The following is a 15,957-nucleotide window of genomic DNA, read 5'->3' on the forward strand; positions in this document are numbered from 1 at the left end:
AGGAGCGACTATGTCACAACAGTACCTTCAGCTCCACAGCGCCCGCACCAGCCTGATCATTAAACTGACCGATACAGCGGAGATCCTCTACTGGGGGAAAGCGCTGCCGCCCGCTTCGGCCGACCAGTTGGCGCAGCTGGCACAAGTGTTTGACCGGGCCGTACCCCAGGCCCGTATCGATCACGATGAGCCGGTCACCCTACTGCCGGAACTGGGCCGGGGCAGCTATGGCTCTCCCGGTATCGAAGGGCACAGAAACGGCCGGGCCTGGTGCCCGCTGTTTCGCTATCACCGCCACCAGCAGCACCAGGATCAGCTCAGTATTGAATGCCGGGATGAGGGCGCCGGATTAAGCGCGACCATCACGTTGGCACTGGATGGCGACTCCGGTGTGCTGACCAAACGGATTCGGCTGACCAATCTGGGCCAAGACGCGTTCTGGCTGAACAAGCTGGCACTGACCATACCGCTGCCCTATCACGCCAAGGAGCTGGAGTCCTACAGTGGTCGCTGGAGCCGCGAGTTCCAGCCTCAGCGGCAGAGCGTGGAACACGGTATCTTCAGCCAGGAAAACCGCCGCGGCCGCACCTCCCACGAGTATTTTCCCGGTTGTCTGGTTGGCAGCCAAAGTTTCAGCAACCAGCAGGGCGAGGTGTGGGGCTTTCACCTCGGCTGGAGCGGCAACCACCACTGGCGCCTGGAGGCCAAAAGCGACGGCCGCCGCTTCGCCCAGTTTGGCGAACTGCTGATGCCGGGCGAAATTCAGCTGGCCGCGGGTGAAAGCTATCAGAGCCCACTGCTGTACTGCAGTTACAGCAGCGATGGGGTCAACGCGATTCGCCAGGCTAACCACCGCTATGTACGCCGGCACCTGCTGCGATTTGCCCCCGACCAGGCCCGGCCGGTCCACCTTAACACCTGGGAAGGGATCTATTTCGACCATGACCCGGCTTATATCTGTGAGATGGCGACCCACGCCGCTGAAATCGGCGTCGAACGCTTTATCATCGACGACGGCTGGTTCAAAGGCCGCCACCACGACAAAGCCGCGCTGGGGGACTGGCAGCTGGATCGAGACAAATACCCCGATGGCCTGACACCGGTGATCGACCACGTTAATCAATTGGGCATGCAGTTCGGCCTGTGGGTGGAGCCGGAAATGGTTAACCCGGACTCGGATCTGTTCCGCCAGCATCCGGAATGGCTGCTGGCGACCGAAGGCTACCAGCCGGTGACCGGCAGGTACCAGTACGTCCTCAACCTGCAGCACCCGGACTGTTTCGATTACCTCTACCAGCGGCTGGACGCCCTGCTCAGCGAGCACCGCATCGATTATCTCAAGTGGGATATGAACCGCGAACTGCTGCAGGCCTCGCACCAGGGGACAGCGGCGATTCACGGCCAGACCCAAGCGGTCTACCGGCTGCTGGATAAACTCAACCAGGCCCATCCAGAGGTGGAGATCGAGTCCTGCTCGTCGGGCGGTGGCCGGATCGACTACGAAATTCTGCGCCGCACTGCGCGGTTCTGGAGTTCAGACTGTAACGATGCGCTGGAGCGGCAGACCATTCAACAGTACCTCGGCATCTTTATTCCGGCCGAGATCATGGGTGCCCATATCGGACCGGCGCACAGCCATACCACCCGCCGTCAGCACAGCATCAATTTGCGCGGCCTGACGGCACTGCAGGGTCATATGGGGGTTGAGCTGGATCCGGTCAAATCCAGCCCGGAAGAGAAACAGGCATTCCGCCGTTACATCGATCTGCATAAACGCTATCGCCCATTGCTGCACAGCGGCCAGGCGTTTTACCTCGACAGCAGCGATCCAACCCGCAACGCCTATGGGGTATACAGCCGGCAGCAGCTGTTGGTTACGGTGTGCCAGACCGCAATGCCGGAATACATGCTGCCACAGCCGCTGCAGTTGCCGATGCTGGAAGCGGACGCCAGTTACCAACTGAAGCTGGTCGACTTTCCCGACACCAGCGCCGGGCTGATGAAGCGTTTTCCCGCCTGGATGCAGCAGCTTAATCAGGGAGAGCCGGTGGTAGTGATCGGCCGCTGGCTGCGCGAAGTTGGCCTGCAACTGCCGGTGCTCGACCCGGAAGCCGCACTGCTGATCGAACTGGTGAAACTGGATTAACTTTCGCGTGTCACTACACCTCTGCCACGAAAAAAGGAGCCGTGAACGGCTCCTTTTTATTGCTCTGCTCCGGTGATGTTAATCAGTTCGTCAGGGCAAAACGGGTCCACACTTTGGAGCGCCAGCGCCGGACCATAACTATGCCGCGGAACCACTCATCCAGACCGATGGCAATCCAGGCCCCGAGCACGCCATAGCCGAGCTGGATACCAAACAGATAGCTGAACACCACCGCGATCCCCCACATACTGAGAATCCCCATCTGCACCGGGAACTTGACATCACCGGCCCCTTTCAGCGCGGCGATAAAGATCAGGTTAAACACCCGGCCGGATTCAACCAGGATCGAGCCGGCGATCAGGCCCGCCACCAGCGCGACGATTTCCGCATCCTGGGTAAACAGGTCAATCAGCGGATAACGGAACAGGTAGATCGAGACGATAATGCTGGTCGACACCAGCAAACCGGCCAGAAAGTACTTCTGCACCCGGTCGAGGATATCGTCCACCCAGCCTTTCCCCACGTAGTAACTGGTCTGGATCTGGCCAGCCTGGCCCAGTGCCAGCGAAAAGGCGAACGAGACCCGGGTAATGTTCTGCGCATAAGTGTAGGCCGCCAGCGAGGCGGTGCCCATCTGGACCACAAAATACATTATGGTCATCTGCGCCACGTTGTAAGAGAGGATCTCACCGGCGTTCATCACGCCGATACGGACAATTTTCCGGTAGATCTCTGCGGGTACTTCTCGCCACTTGGCGAGCGATAGCCGGACGCCGTTACGGCTGATCACCCAGCACATCACCAGGGTCGAGACGATCTGGCTTACCACGGTTGCCGTCGCCACCCCTGCCACGCCGAACACCGGCAGACCAAACGGCTGATAAAGGGCAATGTAGTTACCGGCGATATTAATTACGCCGGCAAACAGGTTAATCCACATCGGCGAGCGGGAAAAACCGTGGCTGCGCAATATGGTGGTCAGCACAATGCCCAGGGTAACGTTGAAAGTAAAGCTGCCGCTGATGATCAGGTAGTCATAACCAAATTGCGCCACCTGAGCTTCCAGACCAAATATGGAGATGGCCAGATCCGCGCCCAACCACACCGCCAGGCTAAGACCGCCACCCACCAGCAGCGCCAGCATGATGCTGGCTACCCCAACCTGGTCCGCCTCGGTCTCTTTATCGGCACCGTTATACTGGGCGATCAGGATCCCGGTACCGCTACTGACCATCATGGAGATCACCACCAGGAAAAAGGTGATCTGGGTGACCACGCCGACCGCCGAAACCGCCAGATCGGAAAAGCCACTGAGCATAAACACATCGGTGGTATTCAGCGCAATGCGCAGCAGCACTTCGATAAAGATCGGCCAGGTCAGGGTAACGATATTCATCCGCTGTTGCAGCGAAGAGGCTTGTGTTGACATTAAAGGTGTAATCCTGTGAAACGATTGTGATACCACAACCACCGCGCAGCCGCTTTCGGGCTTATCGGGTAGCCAGTAAATGAACCTGATCAAGAAATTTATGCTGATGCCGGCATGGGCAGGCAACGAAATTGCCGGCTGGACATCAGTATATATTGTGGCAAACAAACGCAGAACTACTTTTGTTTGCCACTGCTAATTTGGTAAGCTAAATTACTGTAAACGTTATCACAAAAATATCGTCATTTTATTCACGCATCTAAATTTATCGGTAAAAAAACGCGATCCAGATCTCGCTGTTACATTGCGAAACATTGGAGAAAAGCTTTATTACAAGCGATGTTAAGCATTTCAAACAATTAAAACAAACAGAAATGTTTTGAAATAGATTTACTGAAAATATTAAACAGCTCACATTATTTAACGTTTCAATAACTATACTGCCCGTTAAACGTTTTCACTGAAACGTGGGTGTATGCCGATCAGTGATCGTTTTTACTCCCTACATAATATCGATAAGAAAGACAAACAGGATTTGTTCAAATGAAAAAACTAACACTCTTAGCTGTACTCTGCGCGGGAATGGGTTTTGGCACACAAGCTGTGGCGAATACCACTGTAGGCGTTACTGTCTACAAATATGACGATAACTTTATGTCGGTAGTGCGTCAGGCGATCGAAAAGCAGGCCGACATGGATGGCGACACTCGTGTGCTGATGAATGACTCACAAAACAGTCAGTCAATGCAGAACGACCAGGTGGACGTGATGCTGGCGCGCGGCGTTCAAGCTCTGGCCATCAACCTGGTTGACCCTGCGGCGGCACCATCCATCATTAACAAAGCGAAAATGGACGACGTACCGGTGGTATTCTACAACAAAGAACCGAGTGCGAAGGCCATGGCCAGCTATGAAAAAGCGTACTACGTTGGTACCGATTCAAAAGAATCCGGCATCATCCAGGGCGACCTGATCGCTCAACACTGGAATAACAACCCATCCTGGGACAAAAACGGTGACGGCGTACTGCAGTTCGTGATGCTGAAAGGCGAGCCAGGCCACCCGGATGCGGAAGCCCGTACGACTTACTCAATCAAAACCATCAACGACAACGGCATCAAAACTGAAGAGCTGCACATGGATACCGGTATGTGGGATACCGCCATGGCAAAAGATAAAATGGACGCCTGGCTGTCTGGCCCGAACGGTAAAAAAATTGAAGTGGTGATCGCCAACAACGACGGCATGGCGATGGGTGCGATTGAAGCACTGCGCGGCGCGGGCGTGAAGCTGCCGGTATTCGGTGTTGATGCACTGAGCGAAGCGCTGGCACTGATCAAATCTGGCGACATGGCCGGTACCGTGCTGAACGATGCAGATTCACAAGCCAAAGCGACCTTCGAACTGGCTCGCAACCTGGCGAACGGCAAAAAAGCGGAAGAAGGCACTCAGTGGCAAGTGAACAACAAAGTTGTTCGCGTACCATACGTGGGTGTTGATAAATCGACTCTCGAGTAATCGAAGCAGCCTGAGGGAGAACCTGCTTCTCCCTTTTTCCCTTACCTCAAGCTAGCCAATGTTTACCATCAGCACTCTGATGGTAAGGGATTGTTTTGTCTGAATTTCATTCCAAACCTGAATAAAATTAAGTGATGCCATGGTAAATCAACAGCATGAGTTTCTGTTAGAAATGACAGGGGTGAGTAAATCGTTCCCAGGGGTCAAGGCATTAGACAAGGTAAACTTAAAAGTTCGGCCACACTCTATTCATGCATTAATGGGCGAGAATGGAGCGGGTAAGTCGACACTGCTGAAGTGCCTGTTCGGAATTTACGAAAAAGACGAGGGTGACATCCTGTTCCTAGGGAAACATGTCAACTTCCACTCGTCAAAACAAGCGTTAGAATCCGGCGTGTCTATGGTCCACCAGGAACTGAACCAGGTTCTGCAATGTACCGTAATGGATAACATCTGGCTCGGACGCTACCCGAAAAAAGGCCTGTTTGTCGACCACGACAAGATGTACCGCGATACCAAAGCCATCTTCGAAGAGCTGGATATCGATATCGACCCTAAAGTCAAAGTCAGTACTCTGTCGGTCTCGCAGATGCAGATGGTGGAAATCGCCAAAGCCTTCTCTTACGACGCCAAGATCGTCATCATGGACGAACCGACTTCTTCGCTAACCGAAAAAGAAGTTAACCACCTGTTCACCATCATCAAAAAGCTGAAGGAAAAAGGCTGTGGTGTGGTGTACATCTCGCACAAAATGGAAGAGATCTTCGCCATCTGTGATGAGATCACCATACTGCGGGACGGTCAATGGGTAGACACTCGACCTTTGGCAGGTCTGGACATGGACGCCATTATCTCAATGATGGTAGGTCGCGAGCTGACTCAGCGCTTCCCGGCCAAAACCAACACGCCGCTTAACACCATCCTGGAAGTAAAAAACCTCACCGCGCTTAATCAGCCGTCGATCAACGATATCTCGTTCGAGCTGAAAGCGGGCGAAATTCTGGGCGTGGCCGGTCTGGTCGGTTCACGCCGTACCGACATCGTCGAAACCATATTTGGTGTGCGGGAACGCAGCGAGGGGCATATCTTCCTGCACGGTAAAGAGATGAAAAACCGCGATGCCCATGAAGCGATCAACAACGGCTTTGCCCTGGTAACCGAAGAGCGCCGCTCGACCGGTATCTACAGCAATCTGGACATCACCTTTAACTCGCTGGTGGCCAACGTCGACGAGTACAAAACCAAGACGGGCTTGCTGAGCAACAAGAAGATGAAAAGCGATACCCAGTGGGTGATCGACTCCATGAGCGTGAAAACGCCGTCACATGAAACCGCCATCGGTTCGCTGTCCGGCGGTAACCAACAGAAAGTGATCATCGGCCGCTGGCTGCTGACCCAGCCGGAAATTCTGATGCTCGATGAACCGACCCGTGGTATCGACGTGGGCGCCAAGTTTGAGATCTACCAGTTGATCCTGGAACTGGCGAACAAGAACAAGGGCATCATCATCATCTCGTCTGAAATGCCGGAACTGCTTGGTATCACCGACCGGATTCTGGTTATGAGTAACGGTCGTGCCGCTGGTGTAGTGGAAACCGCCAACACGACACAAAACGAAATATTAGAGCTGGCCTCTCGTTACCTCTAGGAAATAATTATGGATTCTGTAAAAACATTTGCGCTTAAGCACCTGAAAGAAGGTGCAATTTATGCGGTTCTATTCATTCTGCTTGCGGTGATTGTGATCCAAGAACCGTCATTTTTGAGCCTGCGAAACTTCAGTAACATCCTGACCCAGTCTTCCGTGCGGGTTATCATTGCCCTCGGCGTAGCTGGCCTTATCGTCACCCAGGGCACCGACTTGTCCGCCGGTCGTCAGGTCGGCCTGGCAGCGGTCATTTCCGCCACCCTGTTGCAGTCGATAGACAACGTCAACAAGGTATTCCCAAGCTTGGGCGAAGTGCCAATCGTGGCGGTAATCATCGCGGTGTGTCTGATCGGTGCCATCATCGGCCTGGTGAACGGTATTATCGTCGCTTACCTGAAAGTCACGCCGTTTATTGCCACTCTGGGTACTATGATCATCGTTTACGGCATGAACTCGCTCTACTACGACTCGGTTGGTGCCTCACCTATCGCCGGTTTTGATGAACGCTTCTCGGTGTTCACCCAGGGCTTTATCCGCTTTGGTGACTTCAGGTTCTCCTACATTACCTTCTACGCCATTATCGCCATCATCTTCATGTGGATACTGTGGAACAAAACCGTATTTGGCAAAAACATCTTTGCCGTTGGCGGTAACCCGGAAGCGGCCAAAGTGTCTGGTGTCAACGTACCGATGACACTGTTGAAAGTGTATGCCCTGTCCGGCGTGTTCTATGCCTTCGGCGGTATGCTGGAAGCGGGCCGGATCGGTAGTGCTACCAACAACCTGGGCTTCCTGTACGAGCTGGATGCCATCGCCGCCTGTGTGGTCGGTGGGGTATCGTTCGCGGGCGGGGTCGGCAGTATTGCCGGGGTCGTGACCGGGGTGCTGATCTTTACCGTCATCAACTACGGTATGACCTACATCGGCGTCAGTCCTTACTGGCAGTACATCATTAAAGGTTCGATCATTATCTTCGCCGTGGCGCTGGATTCAATGAAATACGCCAACAAGAAATAACCTCCTCGGTGGCACTCCGGTGCCACCTTAATGCTCTTTTAGCGCATTTCCGATAACCGCGATGGTCACAGCCCGATCATCCTGACGCACTAAACTTCTCCGGGCTTTTTCAACGGCCTACACGACAAAACAATCGTCATAGGCAGAATTAACACGTAAGAGAACTGGAATGAAAACTTTGATTCAAAACGTGAGTGACGCTTTTTCCCAGCTGCTGGGTTATCCACCCAGCCACATCATTCAGGCACCAGGGCGGGTCAACCTGATTGGTGAACACACCGACTACAACGACGGCTTTGTGCTGCCCTGCGCGATCAACTACCAGACCGTGGTAGCGGCGGCCAGACGCGACGACAACCGGGTACGGGTGATCGCCGTCGATTACCAGCATCAGTTGGACGAGTTTGACCTCGACCAGCCGATTGAACACCTGCAGGACAAAACCTGGGCCAACTACATTCGCGGGGTGGTGAAATGCCTGCAAGCCAGAGGGTACCAGTTTGGCGGTGTTGATATTGTCGTCAGCGGTAACGTCCCACAAGGCGCTGGCCTCAGCTCTTCCGCTGCGCTGGAAGTGGTGATTGGCCAGACGTTTAAAACCCTTTACCAGCTGGAGATCAGCCAGGCAGAGATCGCCCTCAACGGTCAGCAGGCAGAGAACGAATTTGTTGGCTGCAATTGCGGGATTATGGATCAGCTCATCTCGGCGGAAGGCGTTGCCAATCACGCGCTGTTGATCGACTGTCGCAGCCTGGAAACCGAACCGGTTACAATGCCGCAAGAGATGGCGGTGGTGATCATCAACTCCAATAAACGCCGCGGTCTGGTCGACAGCGAGTACAACACCCGCCGCAGGCAGTGTGAACAGGCGGCTCAGTTCTTTGCCGTCCCTGCCCTGCGCGATGTCACCATGGCGCAGTTCGAAGCCCGGGCAGCAGAGCTGGATCCTGTGGTCGCGCAGCGGGCCCGCCACGTGATCAGCGAAAATGACCGCACGCTGCAGGCCGCGCAAGCGCTGAAAGCCGGCGATATGGCGCTGCTGGCCAGACTGATGGCCGAATCGCACAGCTCGATGCGCGATGATTTTGCTATCACAGTACCGGAAATCGACACTCTGGTTGAGATCGTCAAGCAGGTTATTGGCGAGCAAGGCGGCGTACGCATGACCGGTGGCGGTTTTGGCGGCTGTATTGTCGCCCTGATGCCACCGGAACTGGTGGCAGACGTGGTCCATGCGGTTAGCGAGCTGTACCAGGCCAAAACCGGCCTGAAAGAAACCGTCTATGTCTGCCACGCCACCGATGGCGCGGGCACAGTCACGCTGACTACCGAACCGCGCTGATAAGGGCTCTGGATGCTCGACTCGGTTATCGACAATTACCCTGGTTGCCCACCGGCTAGCATGCTGGCCGGTACTGTCCGAGGTGGTGACGACCGAGCCGTTACCGGGTTAGCTGATAAAACTCAATTCTTGCCAGACTCACCGAATCATTCCCACTGGCCGCAGTCCGACTGCGAATTCCAGCCTGATCAGGAATATCGGTCTCTGCCTGAAGTCGTTTCTACATGTCGGGGGAGATGTTGAACGCATAGGTTGGGTGCTCAGACAGACTGCTTGCTCCGTCTGATCTGGGTATAGAGTCGTATAAGAATAACCCCAGCGCCGCGGATTTGGTGCTGGGGTTCTTTTCTATTCAACGGCGGGCTAACACCAAGCGCACTACCGAGTATCCACCTGTTAGCCGCTTTATTTGAGACAAATACGGTTTTTGCCGTTGCGTTTGGACTCATACAGCGCCAGATCCGCCCGCTGATAGATATTTTCCACTCCCTGATCCCGCTCCTGAAACTGACTGATACCAACGCTGATTGTCAGGTTGAGATTGGGGAACTGCTCTGCGCCACACTGGCTGGCGACCATCTCCACCAGCCGGGTTGCCAGCGCGTAAGATGACTCGTTTGCGGTCACTTGATGAATAATGGCAAATTCATCCCCGCCCAGCCGGCCGATCACATCGGTCTGACGGATTTCAGCCTGACAGGCTGCAGTGAGTTTACGCAACACATCATCACCGGTTTTGTGACCGTATGCGTCATTAATCTGTTTGAAATCATCAAGATCAATTAACAGGAAACTGTATTGCTCCTGATAACGGTGATATTTGTAGAAGGCGTTATTGAGCTCCTCAAACAGCTTCCTGCGATTATAACTGTTGGTCAGAAAATCTATTTCAGACTGGTAAGTCAACTGCTGCTCTAAATGGTGCCGCTTGGTAATATTCCTCGCCACCCATACCACGGCCCGCTCACCGTAACGCAATGACTTCAGCGGCATAACCCGCCCTTCAAACCACAGTTCACCGGCCGGACCGCTTTGACTGTCTACCGTATCCACATCATCTGCTGACAAACCGTATTCAAATACCATTAACTTGTTGGCTTCCAGCGTTTCCTTTATGCGCTGCAGAAACCAGTTAGACTTTTCAACGGGGAGCACATCGGACAGCATCAACCCTGCCAGAGAGGAGCCATCATGGTAATACTCGTCGCTATCACCGCCCATAATTGCGGCATAGCGGCCAGATTCAGTGAGAACAAATACTTTATCTGGCAGTGAAGCAATCACCGCCGCATACTCTTCGTATTCATCTGATTGCTGTTTCATCGTTATTCAACCTTCCCTGGAGAAAATAACTTGCTTGCCAATCACTTACATTAGTGAAATATAATATTAGCAGACTATCAGTAAAATGAATTGATCCAACTTATATATTGATCAGCCAAATCTCTCACATCAACTGAAATCAGAGCTAAATCTCTGCCGGTTGCCAGGTATTATGACTCCGTGTGAGGTTTTATCTTTATATGACTATTCAACCGCCCTTTATTACTCATCAATCTGGCTGACTTTAGCCCCTCATTGATGCTGACGTGAACCAGTGTTAACGGCCCCTAAGAAGTGAACGATTAGCGGGACAATAACCTGCTAGCGAGATAACAGTTTGTACCAATGGAGCATAGCGTTCTGCGCTGAGGTCGCGTTACAGTACTAACCTAGGCAGAGTCCCGCTGTATCAAAGACTTTTATAAAAACACACAATGAAGGCAGAACATCCAATATGAAAACTTATCTAATTACCGCAACCGCATTGCTGGCGCTGCTTGGCAGCCAGGCAAATGCCGCTGATTTTTCCGGGCCGTATGTCGGCGCCGGCTACGGCCTGACCCAGGCCTTTGAAGATGATGGTATCGCCGGCAATACCGACACTTCCGGCACCAGCTACGGGGTATACGGCGGCTATTATTTTAACCGCATCGTAGGCATCGAAGCGGGCTATAACGATTACGGCACCGTGACCAGCCATGGCGCCGAGCTGTTCGCGCCCACATCCTGGTCGCTGGCAGCCAATTTAGGTTACAGCTTTGACAACGGCCTGCGCCCGTTCGCCCTGGTGGGGCTAAGTTATGTCGATTTGAACAGCAGTAATGCGGCGGTGATTGACGACTCCGGTGCCGGTGTCCACCTTGGGTTCGGTGTGGAGTACCAGCCGGTAGAACATTTCACCTTGCGCCTGATCAGTCAAGCCGATGCGATCTCGGTAGATAAAGTTAACCTCACGGGCTCAAACGAATACACGGTTGGCTTTAGTTCACTGCAACTGGGCGTCGCTTACGCCTTCTGATGCTCATTAAACGGTGGCTAAAAAGCATTATGCTAGCCACCGTAAAGCCCGCTTGTCTGCTTAGAGGCTCTGGCAAAGCCCATTGCCCCGAAAGTCTCAAACACCTCTCCTGATAGCAGATCTCTTAACGATTACCTGTCTCGTTTTCATTTCCGCCCCGACTGACTGATAGCTACTTAAAAGATCAGAGATATAATGAGGATAACTAGCATTACAGAGGTAAACATGAAAAAAACAACTCAACCTGAAGCCGTGTCATCGGTACTCAAAGTATTCCGCATTCTTCAAGCTCTTGGAGAACAGAAAGCCATCGGTGTTTCGGAGCTTTCTCAACGCCTAATGATGTCTAAAGCGACCACCTACCGCTTTTTGCAGACCATAAAATCATTAGGCTATGTGTCACAGGAAGGTGAAGCAGATAAGTATTCACTGACCCTGAAGCTGTTTGAGTTGGGATCCAAATCGCTGGAATATGTTGACCTGATTGAACTGGCCGACAAAGAGATGCGTTACATTTCCGAACAGACTAAAGAAGCCTTGCACTTGGGTGCCCTGGATGAAAATGCCATCATTTATATCCACAAAATCGACTCGAAATATAACTTACGTATGCAATCGCGTATCGGTCGTCGCAATCCACTGTATAGTACTGCGATAGGCAAAGTGTTGATGTCTGAACGTGATGAACAGTTTGTTCGCGACACCCTGGCCGAAGTTGAGTTTGTTCAGCACACCGAGAAAACGCTTAAAAATACCGACCAGTTTCTGGATGAACTGGTCAAAGTTCGTGATTATCACTACGCCGAAGATAATGAAGAGCAGGAGCCCGGCCTACGTTGTATCGCAGCACCAATATATGACCGCTTGGGTCATATCATTGCTGGCCTGTCGATTTCATTCCCGACTATTCGTTTCGATGAACAGAGCATGCAATATTACGTAGGCCTGCTGCACCAAGCGGGCAAAAACATCTCGGAACAATTGGGTTATCAAAACTACCCGGCATAACAGCAGCAGAGAAAAAAAACGGCCAGGTCTGAACAGTATTACCCTCAACACTAAAAATCACGCGTTAGACTTAATCATAAACTTAGCGCGTACTTTCAGCCTCTCTGCGGGTGGTGCGTGAACCGGAACGAAAGAGCGAACTTATCAAACCGGTCTCGGCGCGAATCAGCGGCAAGCTGGTTGTGGTAAAGAGTAAAAAACTCAGTCAGCTTGCTACTGCCAGCCTGAAGCTGTTGAGCGACTGAACTCCCACATGACATGACGACAGATGGGAACATCTACTTCTGCTAGAAATAACTGACCTCCGGCCAGGCAGAACCTGGCCGGAGGTCAAAGCAGCTAAGTTAAAACATTGTCAATTCAGGGAGTAGCTACTAACGCACTAATGGCATTGGCAAATACTCACTCTGGAGAAAATTATTCCACCGTTACCGCTTTGGCCAGGTTACGCGGCTGGTCAACGTCGGTACCTTTGATCAGTGCCACGTGGTAAGACAGCAGCTGCATCGGGATGGTGTAGTAGATCGGTGCGGTGATCTCACTGACGTGCGGCATAGTGACGATTTTCATGGTTTCATCCGCTTCAAAACCGGCATCGGCATCGGCGAACACGTACAGCAGACCGCCACGGGCGCGCACTTCTTCGATGTTAGATTTCAGTTTTTCCAGCAGATCGTTGCTTGGCGCTACCACGACAACCGGCATGTCAGCATCGATCAACGCCAACGGACCGTGTTTCAGTTCGCCCGCCGCATAGGCTTCAGCGTGAATGTAAGAGATCTCTTTTAGTTTCAGCGATGCTTCCATGGCAATTGGGTAGAACTCACCGCGGCCCAGGAACAGGGTGTGGTGTTTGTCGGCAAAATCTTCCGCCAGCGCTTCGATTTGGCCTTCTACCGCCAGCGCTGCTTCGATCTGTTTTGGCAGCGCGTGCAGTGCGGTGACGATCTCTTGTTCCAGCTCAGCGCCGATGCGATCCTGCTGTTTACCCAGTGCGGTGACCAGCATCAGCAGCGCAGCTAGTTGGGTAGTAAAGGCTTTGGTTGAAGCCACACCGATCTCAACTCCGGCGCGGGTCATAAAGGCAAAGTCCGACTCACGGACCAGCGACGAGCCCGCCACGTTACAGATGGTCATCGCCGCCATGTAACCCTTCTCTTTCGCCAGGCGCAATGCGGCCAGCGTATCGGCAGTTTCGCCAGATTGAGACAGGGTGATCAGCAGGCTGTTCGGACGGGTAACGAACTTGCGGTAACGGAATTCAGAAGCGATCTCCACGTCACAGCTAACCCCGGCCAGAGACTCAAACCAGTAACGCGCGGCCATACCGGCATTATAAGAGGTACCACAGGCAACGATTTGCACGTGTTCCACTTTCGCCAGGATCTCAGCCGCATTGACACCAATGCTTTCAGTCACCACAGCGTTTTGGGTCAGGCGCCCTTCCATGGTGTTGATCAGCGCGGTTGGCTGCTCGAAGATCTCTTTTTGCATAAAGTGACGGTACTGGCCTTTGTCACCGGCATCGTGCTCAGCATTCGACTCGGCGATTTCACGCTCAACCGCGACACCCTGGCTGTCGAACACTTTGACATCGCGACGGGTAATTTCCGCCACATCGCCCTCTTCCAGGTACATAAAGCGGCGGGTCACGTTCAGCAGCGCCAGTTGGTCAGAAGCCAGGAAGTTTTCACCGACACCAAAACCGATCACGATCGGGCTGCCTGAACGGGCCACAACCAGACGGCTGTTATCGTTGCGATCCATCACTACCGTACCGTAAGCGCCTTCCAGCTGCTTGACACTGTTTTGTACCGCTTCCAGCAAGCTGCTGGCGCTGCGCAGCTCCCACTCGACCAGGTGGGCGATCACTTCGGTGTCGGTTTGCGATTCAAACTGGTAACCACGTTCAATCAGCAGTTCACGCAGCTCTTCGTGGTTTTCGATGATGCCGTTGTGCACCACGTTGATGTCACCAGAAATGTGTGGGTGGGCGTTAGCTTCAGAAGGCTCGCCGTGGGTCGCCCAGCGGGTATGGGCAATACCGGTACCGCCATTTACTTCCGCCTGTTCAACCGCATCGGCCAGTTCCTGCACTTTACCCAGGCGGCGTACACGGGTCAGCTGCGCTTCTCCGTCCACTACGGCAATACCGGCTGAGTCATAACCACGGTACTCAAGGCGACGCAGGCCCTCCACCAGAATTTCCGCTACGTCTCGTTGCGCTACCGCACCTACGATTCCACACATAATTGTTCTCCAATATTGTAATTTTGTTTTCCGACCCGGCAGCAAGCAAAAGGCCAAAGGTTCGGGTTCAAATTTAAGCGCAAATCACTTTCACGTTGTGAGATTCGATTTGCGCCCGGTATTCTTCAGCCAGGTCACTATTGGTGACCAGGATATCGATGAGGCTCCAGTCCAGTTCAAGATTGGGGATCTTGCGACCGATCTTTTCTGACTCGACCATCACAATCACTTCGCGCGACACTTCGGCCATCACTTTGCTTAAGCCCACCAGCTCATTGAACGTGGTAGTGCCACGCGCCAGGTCAACGCCGTCGGCGCCGATAAACAGCTGGTCAAAGTCATAAGAGCGCAGCACGGTTTCTGCAACCTGCCCCTGGAAGGATTCTGAATGGGCATCCCAGGTTCCGCCGGTCATCAGCAGGGTCGGTTCGTTTTCCAGCTCATTCAGTGCATGAGCCACATTGAGCGAGTTGGTCATCACCACCAGACCACGCTTGTCATTCAGGCGCTGGATCAGCGCCCCGGTGGTACTGCCACTGTCGATCACGATACGGTTATGGTCCCGGATCAGCTGGGCGGCGGCCTGAGCCAGCTCCTCCTTACGAAACGAAACTTCCTGGTGCAATTCATCACTGACCACTTCCTTAGGCAGTGCAATCGCACCACCATAACGACGCAGCAGCTGGCCATTTTTCTCCAGAGAAGCCAGATCCTTTCTGATAGTTACTTCTGATGTATCAAATTGAGCAGAGAGTGCTTCGACACTAACTTCACCTTTTTGGTTTACCAACTGGGAAATTTGATGTCTGCGGAGCTGGGTGTTTCGTTTCGACATTTAATTTTAATTCTTAAGTTTCGATTCGGAACTTATTATAGCCAATTCGAAACTTTCACGTCCATTTTTTTCGATCCAAAAAATTAATAAATAACACCAAAACCTTGCTCTAAGACAATTCTTAAACAGTGATATCAACGTAATTCAATGGTAGAATCCGTCCCGAAAAGAAAAAAAATTACAGAAATTTTCGTATAGAACGGACAAAATTTGGTCTATTAACCGGATTAAGTCACAAAAACACGGAAATTTACCCCCAGTAGTTAGTCATAAAATGACTAAACTTGGTGAAAGACTTTCAACTCTGAAGCTCTTATTTTGGGCGATAATTAGCTCGCCGATTCGGGTATGGGAAGAGCCACATGCCCACCGCTTCAGAGAGATGTAGTGATTTCAAAAATTGTAAATATATTTACCGGAGAG

The 15,957-nt window shown here is 52.7% G+C and carries 11 protein-coding genes; 7 read left to right on the forward strand and 4 right to left on the reverse strand.

Annotated elements, in window-relative coordinates; all coding sequences use genetic code 11:
• Positions 1-10: 10 nt before the first annotated feature.
• Positions 11-2,146 (forward strand): alpha-galactosidase, encoded by a 2,136-nt coding sequence (locus tag ACQY6F_RS06970; protein WP_428773218.1) that lies wholly within the window; start codon positions 11-13, stop codon positions 2,144-2,146.
• 82 nt (positions 2,147-2,228) lie between these two features.
• On the opposite strand, the gene ACQY6F_RS06975 is transcribed toward ACQY6F_RS06970, so the two are convergent.
• Entirely contained in the window at positions 2,229-3,575 is a 1,347-nt protein-coding gene (locus tag ACQY6F_RS06975) for an MATE family efflux transporter (protein WP_428773219.1), read from the reverse strand.
• A gap of 543 nt (positions 3,576-4,118) precedes the next feature.
• Between ACQY6F_RS06975 and mglB the strand changes: the two genes are divergently transcribed.
• The 4 genes from mglB (at position 4,119) to galK (ending at position 9,100) form a co-directional block, all read left to right on the forward strand.
• On the forward strand, positions 4,119-5,093 hold the full coding sequence (gene mglB, locus ACQY6F_RS06980; protein ID WP_428773221.1) for a galactose/glucose ABC transporter substrate-binding protein MglB: 975 nt from the start codon (positions 4,119-4,121) through the stop codon (positions 5,091-5,093).
• Positions 5,094-5,232: 139 nt separating this feature from the next.
• On the forward strand, positions 5,233-6,741 hold the full coding sequence (mglA, locus tag ACQY6F_RS06985; RefSeq protein WP_428773223.1) for a galactose/methyl galactoside ABC transporter ATP-binding protein MglA: 1,509 nt from the start codon (positions 5,233-5,235) through the stop codon (positions 6,739-6,741).
• 9 nt (positions 6,742-6,750) lie between these two features.
• Complete coding sequence (gene mglC / locus ACQY6F_RS06990) at positions 6,751-7,758, forward strand: galactose/methyl galactoside ABC transporter permease MglC (protein WP_428773224.1); 1,008 nt, start codon at positions 6,751-6,753, stop codon at positions 7,756-7,758.
• 169 nt (positions 7,759-7,927) lie between these two features.
• Positions 7,928-9,100, forward strand: a complete 1,173-nt coding sequence (galK, locus tag ACQY6F_RS06995; protein WP_428773227.1) for a galactokinase — start codon at positions 7,928-7,930, stop codon at positions 9,098-9,100.
• A 405-nt stretch (positions 9,101-9,505) separates the two neighbouring features.
• Here galK and ACQY6F_RS07000 read toward each other — a convergent pair whose 3' ends face one another.
• A complete protein-coding gene (locus tag ACQY6F_RS07000; protein ID WP_428773228.1) occupies positions 9,506-10,423 on the reverse strand; it encodes a diguanylate cyclase in 918 nt (305 codons plus the stop codon).
• Positions 10,424-10,877: 454 nt separating this feature from the next.
• On the opposite strand from ACQY6F_RS07000, the gene ACQY6F_RS07005 reads away from it, so the two are divergent.
• On the forward strand, positions 10,878-11,441 hold the full coding sequence (locus tag ACQY6F_RS07005; RefSeq protein WP_428773229.1) for a porin family protein: 564 nt from the start codon (positions 10,878-10,880) through the stop codon (positions 11,439-11,441).
• A gap of 225 nt (positions 11,442-11,666) precedes the next feature.
• Positions 11,667-12,449 carry a DNA-binding transcriptional regulator KdgR gene (gene kdgR / locus ACQY6F_RS07010; protein WP_428773230.1) on the forward strand — a complete coding sequence of 261 codons (783 nt, stop codon included), beginning with the start codon at positions 11,667-11,669 and terminating at the stop codon, positions 12,447-12,449.
• A gap of 417 nt (positions 12,450-12,866) precedes the next feature.
• Here the strand turns inward: kdgR and glmS are convergent, their stop codons facing one another.
• Positions 12,867-14,699, reverse strand: a complete 1,833-nt coding sequence (gene glmS / locus ACQY6F_RS07015) for a glutamine--fructose-6-phosphate transaminase (isomerizing) (RefSeq protein WP_428773231.1) — start codon at positions 14,697-14,699, stop codon at positions 12,867-12,869.
• A gap of 73 nt (positions 14,700-14,772) precedes the next feature.
• The gene (locus tag ACQY6F_RS07020) at positions 14,773-15,534 is read right to left on the reverse strand and encodes a DeoR/GlpR family DNA-binding transcription regulator (protein WP_428773232.1); all 762 of its coding nucleotides are present in this window, start codon (positions 15,532-15,534) and stop codon (positions 14,773-14,775) included.
• Between the last annotated feature and the right edge of the window lie 423 nt (positions 15,535-15,957).

Origin of the sequence: Vibrio sp. (genome assembly GCF_050299255.1) — a bacterium.
GTDB lineage: Bacteria > Pseudomonadota > Gammaproteobacteria > Enterobacterales > Vibrionaceae > Vibrio.